General features: G+C 47.4%; 17 protein-coding genes. 7 read left to right on the top strand and 10 right to left on the bottom strand.

Annotated elements, in window-relative coordinates; all coding sequences use genetic code 11:
- Nucleotides 1-4 precede the first annotated feature (4 nt).
- A complete protein-coding gene (locus tag H6626_02510; protein ID USN47984.1) occupies nt 5-964 on the bottom strand; it encodes a GTP cyclohydrolase I FolE2 in 960 nt (319 codons plus the stop codon).
- A gap of 285 nt (nt 965-1249) precedes the next feature.
- On the opposite strand from H6626_02510, the gene H6626_02505 reads away from it, so the two are divergent.
- The 3 genes from H6626_02505 (at nt 1250) to H6626_02495 (ending at nt 4471) form a co-directional block, all read left to right on the top strand.
- Entirely contained in the window at nt 1250-1939 is a 690-nt protein-coding gene (locus H6626_02505) for a TVP38/TMEM64 family protein (GenBank protein USN47983.1), read from the top strand.
- A gap of 62 nt (nt 1940-2001) precedes the next feature.
- On the top strand, nt 2002-2823 hold the full coding sequence (locus H6626_02500; protein USN47982.1) for a DUF547 domain-containing protein: 822 nt from the start codon (nt 2002-2004) through the stop codon (nt 2821-2823).
- Between the two features lie 7 nt (nt 2824-2830).
- The gene (locus tag H6626_02495) at nt 2831-4471 is read left to right on the top strand and encodes a trypsin-like serine protease (protein ID USN47981.1); all 1641 of its coding nucleotides are present in this window, start codon (nt 2831-2833) and stop codon (nt 4469-4471) included.
- A 39-nt stretch (nt 4472-4510) separates the two neighbouring features.
- Here H6626_02495 and H6626_02490 read toward each other — a convergent pair whose 3' ends face one another.
- The 4 genes from H6626_02490 to H6626_02475 all read right to left on the bottom strand — a co-directional run bounded on the left by H6626_02490 (nt 4511) and on the right by H6626_02475 (nt 9016).
- Complete coding sequence (locus H6626_02490) at nt 4511-5122, bottom strand: phosphatase PAP2 family protein (GenBank protein USN47980.1); 612 nt, start codon at nt 5120-5122, stop codon at nt 4511-4513.
- Nucleotides 5115-6161 (bottom strand): squalene/phytoene synthase family protein, encoded by a 1047-nt coding sequence (locus tag H6626_02485; GenBank protein USN47979.1) that lies wholly within the window; start codon nt 6159-6161, stop codon nt 5115-5117. Before H6626_02485 ends, H6626_02490 begins: the two co-directional genes overlap by 8 nt.
- Nucleotides 6162-6287: 126 nt before the next feature.
- Entirely contained in the window at nt 6288-7208 is a 921-nt protein-coding gene (locus H6626_02480) for a mechanosensitive ion channel (GenBank protein ID USN47978.1), read from the bottom strand.
- Nucleotides 7209-7279: 71 nt separating this feature from the next.
- Nucleotides 7280-9016 (bottom strand): hypothetical protein, encoded by a 1737-nt coding sequence (locus tag H6626_02475; GenBank protein USN47977.1) that lies wholly within the window; start codon nt 9014-9016, stop codon nt 7280-7282.
- A 220-nt stretch (nt 9017-9236) separates the two neighbouring features.
- On the opposite strand from H6626_02475, the gene H6626_02470 reads away from it, so the two are divergent.
- From H6626_02470 to H6626_02455, 4 genes are read left to right on the top strand one after another with little or no spacing between them, the layout of a single operon-like run.
- Nucleotides 9237-11978, top strand: a complete 2742-nt coding sequence (locus H6626_02470) for a 2-oxoglutarate dehydrogenase E1 component (GenBank protein ID USN47976.1) — start codon at nt 9237-9239, stop codon at nt 11976-11978.
- A 24-nt stretch (nt 11979-12002) separates the two neighbouring features.
- Nucleotides 12003-13250, top strand: a complete 1248-nt coding sequence (odhB, locus tag H6626_02465) for a 2-oxoglutarate dehydrogenase complex dihydrolipoyllysine-residue succinyltransferase (GenBank protein ID USN47975.1) — start codon at nt 12003-12005, stop codon at nt 13248-13250.
- Nucleotides 13251-13271: 21 nt separating this feature from the next.
- Nucleotides 13272-14681, top strand: a complete 1410-nt coding sequence (gene lpdA / locus H6626_02460) for a dihydrolipoyl dehydrogenase (protein ID USN47974.1) — start codon at nt 13272-13274, stop codon at nt 14679-14681.
- Nucleotides 14682-14713: 32 nt separating this feature from the next.
- Nucleotides 14714-15496 (top strand): hypothetical protein, encoded by a 783-nt coding sequence (locus tag H6626_02455; GenBank protein ID USN47973.1) that lies wholly within the window; start codon nt 14714-14716, stop codon nt 15494-15496.
- 231 nt (nt 15497-15727) lie between these two features.
- On the opposite strand, the gene H6626_02450 is transcribed toward H6626_02455, so the two are convergent.
- The 5 genes from H6626_02450 to H6626_02430 form a co-directional block, all read right to left on the bottom strand.
- Complete coding sequence (locus H6626_02450; protein USN47972.1) at nt 15728-17614, bottom strand: PDZ domain-containing protein; 1887 nt, start codon at nt 17612-17614, stop codon at nt 15728-15730.
- Nucleotides 17615-17747: 133 nt separating this feature from the next.
- A complete protein-coding gene (locus tag H6626_02445) occupies nt 17748-18764 on the bottom strand; it encodes a tryptophan--tRNA ligase (GenBank protein USN47971.1) in 1017 nt (338 codons plus the stop codon).
- Between the two features lie 14 nt (nt 18765-18778).
- Nucleotides 18779-20143, bottom strand: coding sequence for a hypothetical protein (locus H6626_02440; GenBank protein USN47970.1), 1365 nt, complete (start codon nt 20141-20143; stop codon nt 18779-18781).
- 6 nt (nt 20144-20149) lie between these two features.
- A complete protein-coding gene (locus tag H6626_02435) occupies nt 20150-21733 on the bottom strand; it encodes a TldD/PmbA family protein (GenBank protein USN47969.1) in 1584 nt (527 codons plus the stop codon).
- Nucleotides 21734-21782: 49 nt separating this feature from the next.
- Nucleotides 21783-23096 carry an MltA domain-containing protein gene (locus H6626_02430; protein ID USN47968.1) on the bottom strand — a complete coding sequence of 438 codons (1314 nt, stop codon included), beginning with the start codon at nt 23094-23096 and terminating at the stop codon, nt 21783-21785.
- Nucleotides 23097-23134 lie beyond the last annotated feature (38 nt).

Raw genomic sequence — 23134 nt, 5'->3', positions numbered from 1 at the left:
TTAATTATTTTTCACCAGAAATTTCGCTCACCGCGCTGTGCGGATGCAAACTCTCACTGTGGTCCACCCGCGCCCAATAGGATTGAACACGTGAGTCTTGAGTGAAGTATTTTTTGATACGCCGGGCAGCATCTTCACAAAACATCAGGTTTCGCCCGTTCAACAGCGCGAACTCCTGCTCATCTTGCCGTTTGACGGCGGCTTGCACGGCCGTCACCAAGACCTTCTCAAGATCATCAATAAATTGCACTGGCGAGCTGTTCCAAGCCTGTTCAGTGAGACCGACTTTAAAGTCGGCCCAACTGCGTTGTGCATGAGGTGTGGCCACGATGGACGACTCTTGCCCCAGCCACTCCATCACGGCCTCAGCCGTGACCTGCTTAGAGGCTCCAAAATCTTTTTTAAACTGATCTTGAATTAACTGCCGAGCCAAGGCCGCCGAACAAGGGCAGGTGCTCGAGTAAGTCACACGCCCGCCAAGGTGCAAACGCACCCCTTTTTGGGTTAACTCTCCCCCCATAAACACAGGGTACTGCCGCCAACCACTTTCTTGGCTTTTCAACGCAGGTCGCTTCACCGGCAATGTGTACTCAACGTTAAGAAAACTATTGTTGCTCAAACCCCCTTGCACCCGCACAAATTCTTCGAGCAGGTGTTTGACGGCCTTAAGAGAGAACACTTCTTCTTCAACAATTTCCTGCAAGCGCAGATAAAGCCTCGACATATGGATGCCCTTGGCATCCGGCTGATTTAAGCTCACAAAGGCTGTGATATTAGCTGGGATGCGGGAGATGGAACCCGATGGGTCAGATACCAAAATGGGCATTTCAATGCCGGCCATGCCCACTCGCTCCAGCTCGCCCCCTACCAACGGCAACTCTTCGTGGGAGACATCCGGAAGCGGGCAACTGATCCCTTGGGGATTATCGTCCATTTGTTTCATGTACGGGTGTGTTGTTTTCATCTCTAGAAGCCTTGTAACAGGGTTTGACTCGAGAATCCATGCTTTTTGACGGTTTGCGAAATTGAACTCAAGAACTGTCTAACTTTGACAGCTTATTTCAACCCTTTTAGACAACTCTATCCCAATGGGCCCCGCATCTATCGCCTCACTGCCGTGATTTCTTATAAAAACTCACAATTTCATCTCCACTTTTCCCTCGTGCGGATATTCAGACATAAATACATATGCCCCCACCGCGCGGAGAGGACGTGTTCAAATCGCCATTTCAGTGGTAGTGAGTACACCATGAAAACTCGCCACAAAAAAACGGCCACTCTTGTCATTCTACTTGTAGTGGTCCTCGCATTTTTTTACTTGGATGGCCCTGAGGCCTTGAGCCTTCACCACTTGAAATCCACTCAAGAATTTTGGCGACTATATTATTTAGATCACCCTATCCTCCTATTGAGCCTATTTTTTGCACTTTATGTGACGGTCACCGCCTTGTCGCTTCCCGGCGCCACAGTTTTGGGCCTGGCGGCCGGAGCCATTTTTGACTTCAAAGTGGGAGTAGTTATTGTATCTTTTGCCAGCACAATGGGAGCCACATTAGCCTGTGCGTTGAGTCGGTTTTTGTTTTCTGACTGGCTTAAAAACAAATGGGGCTCGCACCTTAAAAATATGAACCAAGGGTTTGCCAAAGATGGTGCGCTCTACCTGTTTAGCCTTCGCCTGATGCCGGCGGTGCCTTTTTTTGTTATTAATGCTGGCATGGGCCTTACGCCTATTCCCCTTTTCACCTTTTATTGGGTCAGTCAGATCAGCATGCTTCCAGGCACCATGGTTTACGTTAACGCAGGCACGCAGCTGGCCCAGATTGAATCTATTCACGGCCTAATGTCACTGCGAGTTATTGGATCCCTCACTTTACTTGGCCTTCTCCCTTTGCTGGGTCGCCATTTGAATGCTCTCATCCAGCGGCGCAGCAGATCGTAAAGTGGATTTTTTCGAAAGTTTGGGTCAGAATAAATATTCAATTTTTCTTTGGGGGCCCGACAATGAGACAAATCCGATCAACCGTATTATTTTTTGCGCTACTACTGGCCTTGGGATTTCTCTATGTACTGGTGCCTGAGTTACAAAGCCCCGCTGTGGCAGAGGCCGCATCCCCGACATTTGATCACTCCCATAAAGCGTTGACCTCAATATTGCATCAACATGTGGTGATGACAGAGACCTCAAGCTCAGTGATGTACAAACGCCTTAAACTTAAAAAATCAGAACTTGAGCAATACTTAAAAACTCTCGGTGCCGTCACCCCTGGTGAGTATGAAAAGTGGACTAAAAATGAACAAATGGCTTTTTTGATCAACGCCTACAATGGATTTACACTTAAATTGATTGTCGATCACTACCCGGTAAAATCCATAAAAGATATTGGCAGTTGGTTTTCAAAACCTTGGAAAAAAAACTTCTTTGAACTCTTAGGAGAAAAGCGAAATCTCGATTGGATCGAGCACACCACATTGCGTGAAAAGTTCAAAGAACCGCGCATACATTTTGCCGTAAATTGTGCCTCCATAGGCTGCCCACGGCTTCTTAACGAAGCCTTTGTGGCCACTGAGCTTGATGAGCAATTGGATCGCCAGGCCACGGCCTTTTTACGGGACACTTCAAGAAATGCAGCTCACGACAATGATAAAACTCTTCAGCTTTCAAAAATATTCGATTGGTTTGAAGGGGATTTTACCCGTGGCGGCCGCACGGTGGCGCAATTTGTGGCTCCATACATGACCGACGATAAAACCCGACAGGGCCAATTGGCTCAGTTCAGCGTGAAGTTTCTCAGCTACGATTGGAGCCTGAACGACGTCCAATAGTTGGGAGATGTTCGTCCGAGCCCTCGGATTTTCCCAGGATCTGACCACCCTCAAACAGCCCCATTTTTACCTGGGGCTGGCATCATTTCTGCAAAAAAGGGCCATTGAACTTCTAGACACAGGGAAAGACATGCGCGCGTTTTTTTCAATATTTTCAATGAGTTTGGCCATTTTTAGTGTGGGTTGTGGATTCAAAACCGGCTCTAAAGGCAACATCGAGTCGCCCGAAATCGAGCAAGTGGCGAATAAATATGACATTATTTGCGGACCAGAGTGCAATAGTTCAACAGCGGCCACTTTTATATATCACCGAACCTCAGCCGTTGAGGATTATTACTATAGACGATCAAGCATTGAATATGGAGTTTGCACCTCCTGGATCGCCGGCGAAATCAATGGCAAAACACTAATGGCTACCAACAGACATTGCGTGGAAAATATCATCGAAAAAGCCAGTGGCTGTACCGACAAAGTGTTTTTTCGCTTCTTTAAAGGCAATCTCTCTGCCAAATGCGAACGGATTGTTGAGCACTCAGCCATTAACACCGAATCAGATACTGACAACATTAAGCTGATCAAAGATATCGCCCTCATTCAACTGGATCGAAAAATAGATTTGCCTGCAATTAAAATTGTTCAGCAGGACATTGGCAACAGGACCCCTGTCATTATTGACTCAGTGGACTACAACGACGTCTATAAGACCGCCACCTTCAAGCGCACCCAATGTGAGGTGGTCGGAAACTCCGTGCTCAACAGATACTCTTTTTCCAAAAAAGGGCCGATCATAATGACCCACGGCTGTGATGTCATCAGCGGAAATTCAGGCTCTGTGGTCAAGAACTTGAATCACGAGGCCATAGGCATAGTCTTTGGTGGAAAGAGCGGTGAAGACCAAGATCAACAGTACCAGCCATCTAACTCCTACGACACCCCTTGGACTTTCTATGGAACACCTTATTATGAAAGCTCATCATACGACAGCCAAGACGAAAACGATTTCTTCAGAAACGTGAACATGGACTCACCGGGATATTTTACCAACTTTGCATGCCTTGACTCTAAGGCCTTGGGTCTGACCGCTCACAATGACTGCGCTCAAGAAATTGATGAATCGTTTTTGGATTCGCTTCAAAGCGCTATTATTTATTCCACCAACGAAATGATCTTGACTACAAGCAAAGCCTTTTTAGAAGCTGCTGAAATTTGGTCTGATGAAAACTCTGGATACTTCAACTGGACAACCTTGGGTGATGACCCAGAACCGGGCGTATCCACGCTGAGCCTCACCCCTCAATGCTACAACAGGGTTTTACCTGAGAAGATCACTTACGCCATCCCGTTTTGGACGCTATCAAATTTGAGATCTGATACAAAAGCCCGGCTAGATATGGACGTGAGCAAATCCGAAGCGAAAAAAACTTTCAGCATGCAAATTTCTTTTGAAGGAAATCAAAAAGTGATTCGGGTCTTCGAGCACAAAGAACAGAAGAGTAAACGAATGAGTTCTTTTGACGGCAGAGGATACCCTTACAGTATAGGAGGTCCGTCACTTGCCAACCTGGGAATTTATTCTAACAACGGACCTCATAAAGTGGAGTTAAACCTCCCACCCTGCGAGTCCTTTGCTGACACGTCGCCTTTTTGACAGAAGACTAGTAGGACCGCCGGTGATGGCGGTCGATTTTTACCTGGGGCTCAGATTCACCGAAGGGCCTCGGGGAAACTGAAACCACTTCACCCTTTCAAAAAGTCCCTTTCGCAATAAAAACGCCACGCCCACGCCGAGACAGGCGCCCACAGTCACATCCAGTGGAAAATGTACCCCCACGTAAACCCGGCTATAAGCCACAAGTGCCGCGTATAAATAAAATAACCAAAATCCCGCAGGGATATACCAGCTAAGAACCACGGCCAGGCCAAACATATTTGTGGCGTGATTAGAAGGGAAACTTGGACTCGGCGGCCGACCCGGCACTCGAACGGTGGACGCCAAGGCCTCGATATGATTGGGCCGTGGGCGCTTAACTATAGACTTAATCACCCGGTAGGAAAACAAATCACAAGCCGAAACCACGAGAAGGGCCGCCACGATGCCCTTGATCGCGTATCCCCGCTGTTTATACACCCAAAATCCCAACAACAAGGGCAAGGCCCCCATCACAGCCCAAGGTTTTTTTAAAAGGTCCGTAATAAACGGAAAAAATACATCAAATGCACCATTCACCCAAGATTTGTTGATCAACAAAAACAGGGACTCATCAAAAGACTGCAGGGTCTCTAACATATCTTTACTCACAAACCCCAAGGTCCACGAGGTCTGAACGCTGAAGGGCCCCACTATAAAGGTCACTGGGCCAAGGCCCCACACTTGAACAATTCACCGCAAACTCGCGCCTTTTCAGACCGGCTTTTGTAAATAGCTCTTCAAATAAATGATTGAGGGCTTCGGGCTTATCTATGCGACTTTTCACATCGGCTAATATTTTTGCAGTTTCAAAACGAGGTATCTTCAATTTTTTACCACTCACATAGGCGGCGTTTGTCCAAGGCAATGAGGCCAACCCCAAAAACAAAGACCAAGCACAAAACAGACGATATCCTTGATGTTCAAGGGGGATACTGTACAAATATTCTTTGGCCTGAAGAGCATTCTTACCCAAACTGTCGGTGAGTTCTCGCCTTGAGGGGACTAGAAACCGCCCCACTTTCTCATCGTCGCCTTGATCTTTTAGTAAGTTCACTTTTTGTAAGAACTGGCCAAAGTGATGGGATGCCAAAAGTCGCTTCGAGGTGAGCTCCACTTTTGAGTCGACTAAAGACAATAATCGCGTCAAGCCCTCGCCCACAAGACCGGCCACAAAAAAGCAATACCGATTCACATCACAAAGATTTTTTAACCGAACAATCCCTGCGCCACTTCGCCCCGCGAACTTCTGCATACCCGAGCTCATGGTCACGCCGACAAACTGCACTGTTCTTCGCACATCCTCTGGGTAGGAGTGAAAATCTAAAAATACCCGTTCACTTTCAGCAATGAGCTTTTGCTCACCCTTTGGAATGTGTTTGGGAAATCGCTGTTGCCAAAGCTTCAGATTATTCAAGGCGCTGGTGCCACTCATCAGCTGATCAAACTCATGAAATTGAATTTTTTGATCTTCATCGGCTGACCACTCGGCATCTTCAATGGTGTCTAACATGCGACAGACCAAATAGGTCAAACTCACCCAATGGCGCAAAGGCCACTCCAGCTGCTCAATACAAAACGCAAAACTGCGACTCACTTGATTGAGGTGATCTTGATAGAAATCCATGGAGGCAAAATCTTTTACGTCCATGGTTGCAACGGCAGGTTTGATCGCAAGTCCCCTAGGTTATCTACATCCTAAAATGGCGGTAAAGCGCCTTCAAAATAGCGCCATGTGACCCTAAAAGGAAGTCTCTAGAGCCCGATAACACGGCGCCTAATGCTTACTTGTTGGCTGAACCACTTCCACCTGCAGGGGGCGCAATGTATCGAGGTGAACATCTCGTTGCGGAAAGGCGATCACAACGCCGCCCTCGCGGAAGATATGATCGATTCGAAAGCGCAATCGGCTCTGCAACAATTTGATATTCATCATGTCTGTGAGATGAGTCCAGAAATACACTTCAAAATTCAGTGAATTATCGCCAAAATCCGCAAACACAACGATGGGCTCTGGGTATTTCAAAATGGCATCTTCTTCGCCAGCTGCTTGCTTGAGAAAATTCTCCACTCGCTCTGTATCTGAACCATAGGCCACCCCTACGGCCACTTTGATTCGGACCAGATCATCACTCAAAGTCCAATTCAAAACGTTTTTCTCTAAGAAAGAACTATTGGGAACAACAATATGGGTATTATCGAGAGATTTAATTCGAGTGGAGCGGGCCCCAATATGTTCCACCCGGCCCCCTAGGCTTTCTAGCTGGATGAAATCGCCCACACGGACCGGCCGTTCAATCATAATAATCAAACCGCTAATAAAGTTATTTACAATATTTTGTGAACCAAAACCGACTCCGATAGCAAGAGCTCCACCGAGAACTGTGAAGATGGTAACGGGTACATTCAGTAATCGCAAAACAAACAACGTGAGTATTATCAAAAGCACATAAAAGATGATGGTCTGCAGAGTGTGCTTCAGTGATTCATCAATATCTAAACGGGAGAGTACGCGTCGCCCAAACCACCGACTGAGCTGTCGACATAAAAAATATCCTAAAATAAGAAGAACTATTCCGGTAAGAACCGTACCTAAGGTGATGGGTTTGCCATCAATGGTGGCTATATTGAAATCCCAAAAATCAGGAAGCCAGTGAAATTGACTGGTCCAGCTTGCTAGATGGTGAAGATAGTCCATGTGACTAGCATATACTATCGCCAGCAATTAACAATTAACTTAAAGTATTTAAACTACTTAGGTCAGAGGGGTCAGCGCCTCGACTGCTCAATAAGAACATCAAGTATTCGCGCCAAAGGCTTGCTCTCTAAGATGGCCTCTAGTTTTGCTGATTTTTGCCATTCTGGCGGAAGCTCAGCCTCACCGCTCCACTCCCCTTCGAGAACTCGATCTAAGTAGGTGTAGTAAGCTTTTTCTTCAACAACCCCGGCCGGCACGTTCCATAAAAAATCCGGATGCATATTGGAGTACCACTCGCCGCCGAGAATTTCGCCCTGTTCGTTGAGCTCTAGGTCATACATGTATTGGACATAGGAAACGGCATCCTCGCTCGGCGAGTCCTTCGGCGCCTGAACGGGCAAAGTTTCTGCCAAGTACCCCACTTCCATCAGCACAGCCACTAAATATTTAGGCTTCATATTGGGTCTGTCGTTGTAGAATTCTTTTTTCTTCAACCGAAATTTTCTAAACACATCATTTTGCACGGTGGCCGGATCGTCAAAGCCCACCATCACCTTCCGCCAATCCGTGGACGTGTCGTTAGTCACCGGGTTCATGTAGATGTACCGATAACTTTTCACAGGCTGATTCCAAACCTCATAGTCAAAAGCCGAATCCATAACAAAGCTTCGTCGGCTTTTGCCCACTTGGTTCACCACAGAAAGGTGCCATGACCCAGGGTTTGTATCGTAACATTCATCGCGCAGCACTCGCCCCGTGTCTTTGTCTTGCTCAGGCTCTTTTTCGTTGCAACGACCGCTGATATAGCGCGCCGGCATTCGGTGCTTGGCCCAAAAGTAAGTGGTCAGCGCTTTAATATCTGATGGATAAAATTTAAGGGGCGTCTTGCCATCAGCAGCCAGAACCTGAACTACTTTCTCTGGGCGTGGCATATTATAGCTGGCACCCGCCCAGCCATGGCAAAGTCCCATCCACGGCTCCACTTCGTGCTTTTCACTGGAATTATAATAGTTTTGCCCCTCGGCCCACTGCCATGGGGTGATGTACCCCCGCGGCCAATCTCCCTCTGACCAATTTACAGCTTCTTGCCACGCCTTATCAAAAGCCGGGACATCCTCCACACCGATCAGCAAGTCGTACTTTTCTGATGGTGATAACCGATCTATTTGTTTTGCAAAGGATTCTTCTTCACCGGGACGAAACCGATTGTCCCACAAATACAAAAGGGTCTTCTCGGGTTGAATGGCGGCTTTTAGATATTCTAACCAATTTTCATTTTTAAACAAAAATCCATCGGCATAGCGATTGCCCACAAGCCCTTGATACACGGGCCAGTAATAGTCAGACCAAGGCTGATTGCTAATTTCGCCAGAGAGTAAATTTAGATTTTGCACCTGATCCAAACTTTTTACTAAGCCCTCGGGGGTGTCTACTAAGTTTTCCGCTAAATCGTCCGCCTCCATCAAAGCACGCAACCCAAATGGGTCCATTGTACAACCTTGGTCGCCACAAATTTGTCGGCGAACAGATAATTTTCGCCGAAAGATCTCCTCTGGCGACAACTCGCTTCGCATTGCGGACACCGGCAAAGACGTTTTCGGCGAAAATCGTTTCACCAGCGGACGATTCATCACCCCTACGGGGTCTGCTTTAAATTCAACAAGGGATTGCTTTGCGGCTTGTGATAAATCAGTACCGAAACCCCACACGGTTGACGGAACCAACATGAGCCAGATGCCGCCCAAAACCACAGAAAACATTTTTGTCCATTTCAATGCTGAACCTACAGGGTTCACTGCCCATTTCATAGAACCATCCCCAACTCTCTTTGACTGATTAAAACTTGAATCTTCATACAAACATTATGTAACGCTGGCTAGCACCACAAAGGGCCAGGAGGTAAAACATGCAGTGCATTAATAATTTAGGAAAACCAGCCCCAATTGGTTTCTCGGGTGCCACTTTTTAAAAATAATTGTTATATCTTAAGCACATAGTAACTCGATTCCACAACATCAGGACAGTATCATGGCGCAACCCTCTTCAGAGAAATTCAGCTATCTCTCTCGCGGAAACCTGGAATACATAGAAGAACAATACAGTCACTTTTTAAAAAATCCCGATAGCATCGACCCTGAATGGCGCTTGTTTTTTGAAGGGATGGAGTTTGCGCAAAATTTAGCGGGCGCCGGACAGCTGTCTGATCAAGAGATCGGTGTGTATAACCTCATCAAAGAATACCGCGACTACGGCCACCAAGCCGCCCATCTTGACCCTTTGAACTTGACCCAAAAAGATCTGTCGCAATTTGCATTGGAGCGTTTTCGCTTGAGCGAAACAGATTTAAATAAACCTTTTAAATCCGGCGGATTGGTGGGGCTACCGAATGCTCCCCTCAAAGACATTATTGCGTTTTTAGAATCGACCTATTGCGGAACACTGGCTGTGCAGGTTTCTGGCTGTGAAGATAACGTGCGCGAGTGGTTTAACCGCGAAATGGAACAAAAGTCCCCGGACTTTCAGCTAGAGGCTGAAGACAAAAAGCAAATTCTGCGATCGCTCATTCGCACAGAGTCCCTTGAAAAGTTCCTTCACTCTCGGTTTGTGGGTGCAAAGCGATTTTCGGTGGAAGGCGGCGACTCGCTATTGCCCATGCTCGAAACCTTAGTTTCTACGGGAACCAAAAAGGGTGTAAAAGAAATTGTTATTGGCATGGCCCATCGAGGCCGAATCAATGTCCTTGCTAATTTCATGGATAAAGCCATTGAAACCATTTTTGGAGAGTTCAGTGGAAATATCATTGGACTATCAGGATATGAGGGCGACGTAAAATATCATTTGGGCCATTCCACTGACAAAGAAACTCCACATGGCACCTGCCATGTTTCGCTGGCCTTTAATCCCTCCCATCTCGAGGCTGTCAATCCTGTGGCCTGCGGCATGACCCGAGCCAAACAACGCTTTCATAACGATACCGGCGAGCGAAAAAAAGTGGTGAATGTGCTCATACACGGTGACGCCGCCTTTTCTGGACAAGGCATTGTGAGTGAAACTCTGCAGCTGTCTCAACTTAAAGGTTATACCGTGGGCGGCACCATCCATGTGATTATCAACAATCAAGTGGGTTTCACCACCAATCCAGTAGATGATCGCTCCACTCGTTACAGTTCTGATATGGCAAAAGCCATCAAAGCTCCCGTTATGTTGGTCAACGGCGACGACCCCGAAGCCTGTGTGCGCGCCATGAACATGGCCCTTCGGTTTCGGCAAGAATTTGGACAAGACGTGGTGATTGACCTCATTTGCTATCGACGCTTTGGTCACAACGAGAGTGACGAACCCGCATTCACCCAACCCCTTATGTATGACGTGATTAAAAAACACCCCACGGCCAAAGCCATCTACACAGAAACTCTGGTTAAAGAGGGCGTCATTGATCAAAGTTGGGCTGACAATCTTTACCAAGAAAAAATGGACAACCTGCAGGCGATTTTAGAAGATGTTCGCCAGAATCCGCCCGAGTTTAAGCCCCAAGTGTTTGGTGGCCAATGGCAAAAATTGCGTCGAGGTACACTAGAGGACTTTGAAAAGACCTGGGACACCTCGGTGAATGCGGAAAAATTAAAAGAGCTAAGCCAGTTTCTCACGCAAACGCCAGATGGGTTTAATATCCACTCTAAAGTGAAGCGACTTCTTGAGCAGCGAGCCAAGATGATGGAAGACAATAACATTGACTGGGGCATGGCTGAGCTTTTGTCCTACGCAAGCTTAGTGTCAGAAAATATTTCTGTACGAATCACCGGCCAAGATGTGATGCGCGGTACGTTCACCCATCGACATGCTGTTTATTTTGACACAAAAACGGGTGAGCCTTACAAGCCCATTGCTCAGATCAATCCCAATAAAGAATTTTGCATTTACAACAGCCCCCTTTCTGAAATGGCTGTCTTGGGTTTTGAATATGGAAACGCCATCACCGACCCTTCGTTTATGACCATTTGGGAAGCGCAATTTGGAGACTTTGCTAACGGCGCACAAATCATCATCGACCAATTCCTCTCCTCTGGCGAAGATAAGTGGGCGCGAATGGTCGGCCTGACGTTGTTATTGCCCCACGGCTATGAGGGACAAGGACCTGAGCATTCAAGCGCACGACTAGAGCGTTTTCTACAACTCTGTGCCGGAGCCAGCATGCAAGTCTGCAATCTCACAACACCGGCCAACTTGTTTCACGCTCTACGGCGACAAATGAAACGGGATTTTCGAAAGCCTTTAGTCATTATGTCACCTAAATCATTGCTCCGGCATCCCATGGTTGTGTCTACACTCGAAGAGTTAGCCACTGGTCCCTTTCAAGAGGTGATTCCCGACCCGAAAGAGCCTGACACAGCTGCTGTAGAGAATGTGATTTTGTGCACCGGCAAACTTTACTATGATCTTGTCAGTGAGCGCGAAAAAAGCCCCATTGATAAGAAGCTTGCTATCATTCGAGTGGAACAACTTTCGCCTTTTCCAAAAATCCAACTGGCGGCTTTCTTAGGTGGTTACCCAGGGCTTAAGCGAGTGATCTGGGCGCAAGAGGAACCAAAAAATATGGGTGCATATACATACATCGCACCAAAAATCGAGGACCTTTTAAAAGATTTGGGTCTCAACAAAATGCCTGTAGAATATGTAGGCCGTACAGAACGAGCCACACCAGCCACCGGTTCGCACAAAGTGCATGTGGCGGAACAACAAGCCATCGTCAATGAATGTTTAATGATTTAAGGATGAACAGAAAGAGAGCACAACATGGCATTTTCAATTAAAATCCCCGCCGTTGGCGAGTCCATTACTGAGGCCACAATTGCCGAGTGGAGCAAACAAGATGGAGAATACGTCAATAGAGACGATGTGCTTTTGGTCCTTGAAACGGACAAAGCCAGCGTTGAAGTGGTGGCCGAAGAGTCAGGCCTACTAAAAATTAGCACTCCCGAAGGAGAAACGGTTCCCATTGGCGAAGTTGTGGGACAAATCGACACCAGTGCTGCAAAACCTGCCGGCGGCACACCCCGTGCCTCGGCCACACCTCCTCCCCCACCTGCCGGCACGAATGGCTCGGGCAACGGTGCGCATCCCGATCTTAAAGCCAGCGGCAGTCCAGCTGTGCAAAGAATGGCCGCAGAAACGGGCATCAACCCCCAAACTGTGACTGGCACGGGACGTGGCGGACGAGTGACTAAGGGTGATATGTTAACTGCGGCCAGTGCTCCGGCGGGCGCTAGTGTGAGTGCGCCAACTGCGCCGGCTCCCTCTAAAATCCCACCCTTGCCGATGGCTCAGAACTTGGGCGGCGGCACCGAGGAAATCGTTCGAGAACCCATGTCTCGGCTCAGACAAACCATTGCCAAGCGACTTGTGGAAGCCCAACAAAGTGCAGCCATATTGACTACTTTTAACGAGATCGACATGGGCCCGATAATGGACCTTCGCAATCGTTACAAAGATGCATTTAAAGAAAAATACGGTGTCGGCTTGGGGTTCATGGGATTTTTTGTGAAAGCCGTAGTAGAAGCCCTTAAAGAGTACCCGCGGGTAAACGGCTACATCGACGGCAAAGACATTGTGTTTCATAATTACTATCATATTGGCATTGCCGTTGGCACTGAAAAGGGTCTGGTGGTGCCCGTGATCCGTCATGCCGATCGTTTGTCTGTGGCTGAAATTGAACAAAGTATCAAACATTACGCATTGAAAGCTCGTGATGGAAAACTCACCGTAGATGATTTAAGTGGAGGCACTTTCACTATCAGTAATGGCGGTGTCTACGGTTCACTGATGTCCACGCCCATATTGAACCCACCACAAAGCGGCATCTTAGGTATGCATAAGATCGAAGAGCGCCCCGTGGCTGTGAAAGGACAAGTAGAAGTTCATCCCATGATGTATGTGGCACTTTCTTATGACCACCGAATCATCGATGGAAAAGAATCTGTAAGCTTCCTCGTGCGGGTTAAAGAATGCATTGAAGATCCCTCGCGTATTTTTCTGGGCATTTAATTAAAACTTAAGGAATTTCTAATGTCGCAAAATGAATTTGACGTGATTTTTATTGGCTCAGGCCCCGGTGGCTACGTAGGCGCCATTCGCGCCGCCCAACTCGGCCTCAACACGGCAGTGATTGAAAAAGATAAAACTTTTGGTGGCACGTGTTTGAATGTGGGCTGCATCCCTTCAAAGGCCTTACTTGAATCCAGCGAACATTTCTTAGCCGCCCAGGAAGAACTGGGCCATCATGGTGTAAATGTAGGCTCTGTGTCGTTGGATCTTTCGACCATGCTCAAGCGAAAAGATAAAATTGTTGAGGAACTCACTACTGGCATTGATTACTTGTTTAAGAAAAACAAGATTACGGCCTTTCAGGGAACGGGAAAATTTAAAGGCCCCCACGAAGTGGAGGTCACTGATAGTGCCGGAAAAACGCAAACGCTTGTGGGTAAAAATATAGTGATCGCCACCGGCAGCGTGCCCCGGCCGCTCCCTGGCCTAGATGTCGACGGCAAGCATATTATCACTTCCACAGAAGCTTTGTCTTTACCTGCTGTACCTGAACACATGGTGGTTGTTGGCGCCGGCGCTATCGGCTTAGAAATGGGCTCTGTTTGGGGGCGACTTGGCGCCAAGGTGACAGTTGTCGAATATGGTTCAAAAATTTGCGGACCCATGGATGCTAAACTTTCAAAACGTTTACAGCAAATCTTGAGTAAACAAGGGTTCACCTTTGAACTGGATGCAAAAGTATCTCAAGCCAAGGTCAAAGGGTCTACGGTAACTGTGAGTATTGAGCGCATGAAAAAAGGTGACACACTGGAGGTGAAGTGTGATGTGGTGCTGGTCGCCGCAGGACGAGCTCCTTACACAAAAGGTCTTGGCCTTGAGAACGTGGGCCTTTCTACCAATGACCGCGGCGTCGTTGAGGTGGATCGACATTGGCGCACATCACAAAGTCATATCTACGCCATTGGAGACGTGATTCCAGGGCCCATGCTTGCACACAAGGCAGAAGAAGAAGGCGTGGCCGTAGCCGAAATCATTGCCGGAAAACATGGCCATGTGAACTATGAAACCGTACCTAGTGTTATATACACGTGGCCAGAATTCGCCTCGGTGGGCAAAACAGAAGAAGAACTCAAAGCTGCTGGTGTTTCTTTCAACGTAGGCACTTTTCCATTTACGGCAAATGGCCGCGCCAAGGCGCTTGGCCACACCGAAGGACAAGTAAAAATACTTGCCGACAAAACCACTGACCGCATTCTAGGTGCCCATATTGTTGGTCCCAGAGCTTCAGATTTGTTGGGCGAACTGGTGGTGGCCATGGAATTTGCCGGAAGTAGTGAAGATGTGGCCTTAAGTTTTCATGCCCATCCCACACTGTCAGAGGTAATTCGCGAGGCGGCCCTGGCTGTCAGTGGACGTGCTCGTCAAATGTAATAAATGAAATTGAATTCTATTGAGGGGGAAATATGTATCACAAACACTTTCTGTGGGCCTTGGCTAGCCTAATCTTTAGCGGCTGCGCCGTGAACTTACCGACCCATGAAGGCCACCCGCCTCACACATTGGGGCAAGGGGGAATTCGCCTCGGGGCATTGATGACATCAAACCCGACGGTGGGCCCAACCCTAATCTCTGGATCCTCAACAGAGACCGGCAGCCTTGTGACCTCCGGAATGGGCTACTCGGCTGGGGTGGGAGTCCTTGAAAATCTAGATTTAAATTGCCAGCTTCTTGTATCACCATTTTCAGGCAGCACCACTGGATGTGGAGTGAAGTGGCAATTTCTTGGCAGCAGTCTATTTAAGACAAAAGGTGGCGAGCAACTTGCCTCACTTAAAGCTGATTATGTAGCCAGTGCCGGCTATAAGGACTCGGCTGATAATTCAGAAAGTATTTTTTCGTCAGATGTTTTCGTTGAGAAGATGGACCTCTCTGGCATTACGCTCGCCGCATCTTACGGCTACCAGGTGTCTGATTGGTTTGCTGTTTATTTAGGTCTAAAATACATGCAGCTGCGATTTGAATCCGAATACCGAGACGGTGGGCCGAGCGGAACATTCTACTCTGAAACCCGTGACATCAACACCTATGGCCCACTTGCGGGGTTTTCACTGAACCCCACAGGAAAAACAGCGGGCTTTGAACTCACTGTTGAGCTCAATACCACGCAAGTTCCTGCCACCTACGAAGACACAAATGTCTGGTCGCCCGGACTTTCCATAGCCACAAGCTTGCTCTTGGACCTTTGAAAAACACGCATCCCTATAAATCCCCTGTGCGGCAACGGATATCGAAATTTGTTGCCGCCCGCTTGTCTCTTGTTTAGCTAACACTTGGGTCGCACTGGCCTGATCATAGCGAGCGTCTTCTCATTAAAAAAAAAGACTGCCAGAACCTAGGCAGTCTTTTTTTTTGCAATCAGTTGTTTAAATCACATCGCAAGCCCCACACGAATGTGCGGGCTCTTTTTTTTATGCGGCTTAATCCACCTTCATCATCAGGGATTCATAGCTCTCAAGCGGTGTTAATGCCGCTTTTCCCTGGCTGAGGCGCACCCAACCTTTAAGAACCTGGAAGGCTTGCTTTTCTGCTGAGTCATAGTACCCAAAACTCACGCCTTCATTTAGGTCACTGACGTAGCCCTTGCGCTTTGTATCGCTCATCCATTTATCGCCACCATTTCTAGACATTAAGCTATCAATGGGCTTTGGCGGTAAGCTTGTAGGATTCACGTCTTTTTCAAGCTTTTCCTCTTCGCTGGAGGTTACTGCAGGCAACACCACATCACTTTGCACGCCCCGATGCTGAATGGAACGCCCCGTGGGTAAGTAATAATAAAACGTGGTCAGCTTCACACCGCCGTCTAGCACCTGAAGTCCACTAAAGGCCTCCGTCGCAAATACTGATTGCCCTGAACCCTTACCATAAGAGTTGTCAGCACCGATCACCAATGCGCGATTGTAGTCTTGCAAGGCTCCTGAAACAATTTCTGACGCCGATGCCGACCCATGGTCTATCATAACTACAACTGGCTTATTGAACTTGTAAGAAGAATCCGTATCCACCTTCACATCATCAACTACCGGGCCCTTTAATCTCACAACCGGTCCCTCATCAATAAAAAGCCCCACAATTCGAACGGCCTCATCTACCGAACCGCCGGGATTACCACTTAAATCTAGAAGTAAACCCTCAACTCCTTGGTCTTCTAAACTGATCAGTGCTTTTTTCACAGACGCACTGAGACCACCTTCACCCATGTCAGAAGCCGAATAAAATTGTGTGGCGTGCACATATCCGTATTTAACACCATCAATTTCTTCTACGCGATAGGTGACTGACTCTTTTTGGGTATTAACGAAGCCACGCACAATTTCTAGGCCGTTGATGCGTTGACCATCACGCATGATGTCCACACTGACCGCTGTGCCAGGATCACCCTTTAAGGCTAGGACCGCTGTTTCCACCGGCTCAAGTAAAACTTCCTCATCACCGTTGGCCGAAATAATCACATCTCCTGCCTTTAAAACCCCTTGTTGATCTGCGGGCCCACCCGAAACCACTTCAACAACCTTTAAGCCTTGTTCGGCCTCAACAATATGCACACCAATACCTGCAAAACCGGCTGTCAACGCATCCATAAACGCATCGTACTTGGTCTTTGTGAAATAGCGAGTGTGGGCGTCAAGAGCATCTAGCATAGACTTGGCCATGGCCTGGTACAGGCTCTCTGGCTTATGAAAATCATACCCGTTTCGAAACTGGCTAATAATGCGAAGGCCCGTGCGCAAATCCGATTCGGTCATTTCTTTGCCTTGGGCCACGCGATTTACTTCTTTAGCCAAAATCAGTTTAGCCTTTTCAGCAAGCTCCTCGGGGCTGTCGGCAAAACGCTCCATCAATTCGATTTCATCCGCTAACCCCTCTTCGGATTTCCACTTTTTTAAAATCGCTTGCACATCTGCCGCCAACTGTTTCTCATCGCGGAAGGTATTTTTCATAATGGCCTTGTGACGTCTTAGGGCATTGGCGAACATCTCATAGGTGGCCTCAAAAAACAGACAATCCTCTCGGAGCCCACCTACCATCTCGGTTATGGCCATTTTGTACCCATTAGCCACTTTGAATTCTGTATCGAAAAAAATCATTCTATAGGGGTCTAATGTTAGAAAATACTTTTCAACCACCCGTTCAGCATAGCTGTCTGAGAAGATCTCTTCTGCAAAAGCTTTTTTGTCATCGTATTTGACGTGAAGGGCAGCCAGCCCCCCAAACTCACCCACCGCCTGCCGGCAAACTGTGGCCGAAGCCGTTGATGATATAAGAAAGGCAACCAATAGGCCTAAGACCTTTGAAGGCATCGCCATGCTATCCCCCTGAGACTAATTGTTAAGATAAAACATCACTTATGGCGTGAGCTAAAAAGACTCAAGGTCCAGTGTGTTTTCTGAAAATAAGTGAGAGTTTAATAAGTGGCACTTATGTGACGTATTGATATCACTATGAATCAGAGGCCAGATAGGGCCCCACGCCAATGGCCTCACGCACAGATCTCAGTATGGGTTGAGCCAGTTTTCTGGCCCGCTTGGCCCCATCTTTCAAAATGCTTTCGAGCTTTTCAGGCGAAGTCATATACTCATTAAAGACCTTCCGCTTCTCGCTCAGGTGGGCGTCGAGCACCTCAAAAAGCTCTTGTTTGGCTTCCCCCCACCCGATGCCTACTCGATACCGATCAGCCAAAGCCTGAATCTGTTCAGGCGAGGCCACTTCTTTATACAAATCAAACACCAATGAATCATCTGGGTCTTTTGGGGCTTCGGGTGGACTTGAGTCAGTTTTAATTTTCATGACCTTTTTACGCAGACTTTTTGCTTCATCAAACAACGGGATCGTGTTGCCGTAGCTTTTACTCATCTTACGGCCATCAAGGCCCACTATGATCTTGCTGGACACTTTGAACTTAGGGAGCACCAGCACTTCACCATAAGTGTTATTGAACTTTTGCACCAGATCTCGGGCAATTTCTAAATGTTGCACTTGATCCTCGCCAATGGGAACCATACTGGCTCCGAAGGTTAAGATGTCCGCAGCCATCAATATGGGATAATTAAAAAGCCCCATATTCACACCGTCATCAAGATCGGACTTTCCAGCCTCCTGATTTAATGCCACCTTTGCCTTGTAAGCATGGGCTCGATTCATCAGACCCTTGGGCGAAAAACAAGACAATACCCATGCCAGTTCAAATATTTCAGGCACATCGGATTGGCGATAGATGATGGTCTTTTTGGGGTCTAATCCGCTGGCAAGCCAGGAAGCCGCAACAGCGAGGGTACCTTCTTTGATTTGCTCAGGACTTTGCATGGCTGTGAGCGAATGATAGTCAGCAATAAACAACAGGGATTCATTTTCTGATTGATTAGCCAGCTCAATGGCCGGACGAATGGCACCCAGGTAATTTCCTAAATGAGGGTAACCTGTGGCCTGCACCCCTGTTAACACTCGATGTTTTGCCATAGTTGTTAAACCTTTTATGACGATAATGTTACATCACTTAATAAAGCATATTTTGGACCGAAGTAAGCCGACGACCCGCCCATCATTCCAAAATCAGTATTGGTAACGCCTGTTTCTTTGGACCACTTCACCTTTTTGAAGTTGTCTCGAAAACTTCCTGAAATGCTTCCACCTTTTAAATACTTCACCTGTCCTGATTCATTGTCAAATAAACGGGCAAGCCGAATCTCTGATGAAAACGTCAGTGTTCGAGAATCCGAAAACAGCCCCGAAAATTGCAAGATTTCAATGACTTTCGGCGCACTTTCTCGAAGTTCGGCCACCGGTAATCCTGAAGCCTCAATACAGACGTTACCCAAGGTGGTGGTCACCGGCTGCTTATTGTACTCCGACATCCGCTGCGAATTGCAGTTGCCGACCACCTTGTTGTTTTCCACAAGTTTGATTTTTTTCTGCAAAGTGCCGCTATTGTCATATTCTTTGCTGCCATAAGCATAATCTAATTGGGGATCAAGCCAAAGTGTGAATGGCGTACCCGAGAATCCATTGATCACCGCACTGCCGGATTCGAAAAAGGGGAACCCAAAGTACTTATTGGCCGTATCAAATTGTCCGACAAAATCATTTAAAACCTGAAGCAACACTTCACTGCCAACGAGCACACTGTACTCGCCTGACTGGGGCTTTTCAGTGACTAACGAATATCCCGCTCCCGATGAAGAATTCTCACACAGCTCAGAAAAATTCAGCTGCTCGGGGTGAGCTCCGCTTTCCGTAAGCAAATACTCTTCAGAAATGCCGGTGTCGGGGTCTGTTTGCGAAAAACATACTTCTGAATAGATTTTTGAAACCAAATTTTCGCCACTAAACCCATTGGAGAGATAGAGCCGCTCTTTTTCTTTGGTCACAAATAATTCGGCAGAATTAAACTCGGCCTCTTGGTGATTCTTTATCGTGGACAAAAACTCTTCGTTAATCTGAGCAGCTGCCTTTGAGAGATTTTCAACAAGCGGCGGATAACATGTCATCGCCCCTTGAGTGGGCGCTTCCACTTGCTCTGTAAATGCCCATGCTTCTTCAGAGCTCAATCGGGCTTCTTCTAAGATTTCTTGCAATTGGGGTTCTAGTTCTTTGATTGGAAAAAGCTGCTTTCTTGCCTGACCGTGTACTCCTGACTCAGGCTTTGGTACAAATAGCGACACCTCAATAAACTCTCGCGACACTTTTCGCGCCTGATCAAGAGCGACTTTTGTTGAGTTATCTTGAATCAGATAAAACTCTTCTCGCTCTGTATCCAAGCAGCGAATACGCCACTGCTTGATACTTTTGGTTTTTTGTTTTGCCATTAAATTGCTGATTAAATCATCTACTGTCCACATCTTAATTTATCCTAACAGTACGTTTTCGAGTAACATATAGGGCCCACCACAGCCGGCCATCACACTTTCTTTATGGTATTTTCCGCAGCCGCCCACTTCGTTCCATGGATGTTGAGACTCATCAAAGCTATCATCAAAGTGATCGATTTTGGCTTTATCCACAATACTACCCAAATAATCCGGCACGTAACCGGTCATTTGCACACTGCCACCATTTGGTCCCACGAACGTTTTTCCCGTTAATTGCCCATTTTTTATCTCCTCAAGATAGGCAATGCCCACCTGAATACCCATCCCCTTAGGATCTTCCATACCGCCGGCAGCATGCACCGCTTGAAAACCATAGTCCACTTGAGCAATCAAATCGTCATAGGTTTTTTCGCCAGCCGAAAAATAAGTGTTTGTCTGCCTCACATACATCCCGCGCATCCAACTTTCACGCTTACCATTGGCTGTTCTTGGCATATTCAGGCGCAAAGAAGAGGTTAGGTTCGTCATGGGCTGCTGCAACTTGCCCTCTTTCACCAAGCAATGCTCTTGCGCTAACCAGCCTTCTTCATCGAAGTAATAACTGCCCCAAGCCGCAAACTCGTCGGAACCATTTTTATAAATGGCCGGATTGTTATAAATTGTGGCATGCTTATTACCTATTTCGGTTTGCTGTTCATACAGTATTTTTGCCTGCGAGCGGCCGCGAGCCCAAGTGTCTCCTTCTTGACTATGACCAAAGGCTTCGTGGGCAAACACCCCTGTCACCGAGGGACCCATTAGCAACTTGTAGCGTCCTGGTTTTAGTTTTTCAGCATTGAGGGTTTTTTCTAGGTACTCATAGGTTTCTAAAAATTGATGATCGGGGATTTCCACGGTTTCCTGCCCACCAAGCCCACCCATCAATGTGTATCCGCGCTCGCCATTTTTTAAAACCATGGCGTTTGTTAGGTTCCGCAGGATCGTCTGCGACATCCTCACTTTTTCATCAATAAACAAAAAATCATCGCGATTAAGGACCACCGACACTCGAAAGTAATCAGGGTCTTTTGCCGCATTGTCCGCAGGCAAGGCCTCGTTCACCGAAACCAACTTAGCGTACAAGTTTTTTCCAAACTTCACTGCATCGGAGGTTTGCGACCACATTGGTTTTTTTTGTGGAGTTCCGAAGTGCACCCATTCATCTCCTGCGGGGTTCCCTGGGATCTGTGAAGTGATTTCTGAATCCAAATTCAGCTTCAATCGCTCAGACCATGACGGCGGCTTATATCCCTTGGTTTGGGAGCTGGCTGAACTTAATCGCTTCACTCGCTCAACCAGAGATTTAACTTTTTGCTCTAACACCTCAATAGACATTTGATCGCAGGCTTCTTCAAAAAGACTGTGTCCATCAAATACACGCAGCACCACCCCTTGATTAAGGGGCTCATTGACTGAGTCTTGCCTTTTATCAAAACTCAATTGCCGGCTGGCCCGACGCTCCACCCAAAGTGAGGGATACCAATGCGGTTCGCTTTTTTCTTTGAGTAAAGTAAAGACTTGGGCAAACACGCCCTTGCGAGCCTCTAAATCCTTATGCAGTTGACTCCGATTTAAACTCATATTGACTTACCTCCCGACAAAAACGAATCCCGCCCCATTCAATCCTTATTCACTTATCAGCCCCCGCCCCACTATTCAATGGCTTTGACGGCTGAAGCTCGGCTATATATGACTTTCTCGGCACAAAATAATGTAACTGACCTGAGTGGCGCATAACGCCGGCCATTTGCTTGGCTGCATCCCCTTTTCCCCAATAGAGATCCACTCGATGCGGCCCGCGAATGGCGCCTCCGGTGTCCTGATCCACCACCAGCCGCATAGAAGTTTCCCACCGCTGTGGAGCCAAGGTATCGTCAGTTGAAAAAACGGGTTTTTCATATTGAAGAAGAGCAAGGCCGCCTTTGGGGTAAAGACTGTAATCAGTAGCAATGGTTCTGCCGCTAGTGACTTCTGCGCCCATAAAAGTCTCTGCATCTCCAGTTAACTTTCTGAAAAACACGTAACTAGGATTTTTATTAAGGATGAACTGCACTTCTTCAGGAGAACGAGACCGAATATGGCTTTCAATGGACTGCAGACTCATGTTTTCAAGGGGAATGGCATCAAGCAAAAAGCGACCAATCGGGACATAGGGATAACCGTTTTGACTGGCGTATCCGAGGCGTGTTTTTTTTCCGTTCGGCCATTGAATCGTACCAGATCCCTGTATGTGCATAAAAAAGGCATCCACAGGATCTACCCACGCCAAAACCAACCCAGGATATTTCTCAAGGCGCTGCTGAAGATCGATCTCTGCGCGGTCAAAATACGGAACCACGTAAGGCATCTGCCCCACCTCGGCCACAAGCCGGCCCCGCAATACCGATTGCCGACTTTTTTGTTCAAAAACCTTTCCTGAGAGATCGCTGAGTTGGGGCAAGGTCTCTACAAACTGCCCCCACCGAATTTCCACAAGATCTTTCGGCGTGGCGTACAAGGCTTGTGAAAATCGCCCTGTTTTGTGTTTTCTTCCTTCCAGTATAGGCTCAAAATAAGAAGTGATAAACACTTCCCCCCAACGATCACCCCCATAGACCTCATACAGATCAAAGTGTTCAGCGAGGTAAGTGGCAAACTCCTCGCCGCCCCCCATCTTTGCCAATTTTTTAACGAGATCGTCTAAAACTAAAATGTAGTTTTCGGCTGTCACCGTTGTTGGACCAAACTGCAAATCCACCGGTTTTTTTCTTAATGCCAAACGAGTTTTTTGCAGGGCCTCTTTCAACCCCTCAAGCCTCATGTCATCGACAATTTGAGGGGGTGAAGCCTTTGCCACGCGCATGGCCTGCCCCGGGTTTTTTATGGGGCTTCTTGCACAATGGGTGGAGCCTAGTCCCACTAAAACAAGCACCCATTTGAGTAGAAAAAATATTTTTGATTTCATTGCGCCCACCTCGCTGAGGACAATGGTAACATCTGCCT

It is taken from the genome of Pseudobdellovibrionaceae bacterium, from assembly GCA_023898385.1.
Classification (GTDB): domain Bacteria; phylum Bdellovibrionota; class Bdellovibrionia; order Bdellovibrionales; family UBA1609.
This window is presented reverse-complemented; position numbering and strand designations above follow the sequence as displayed.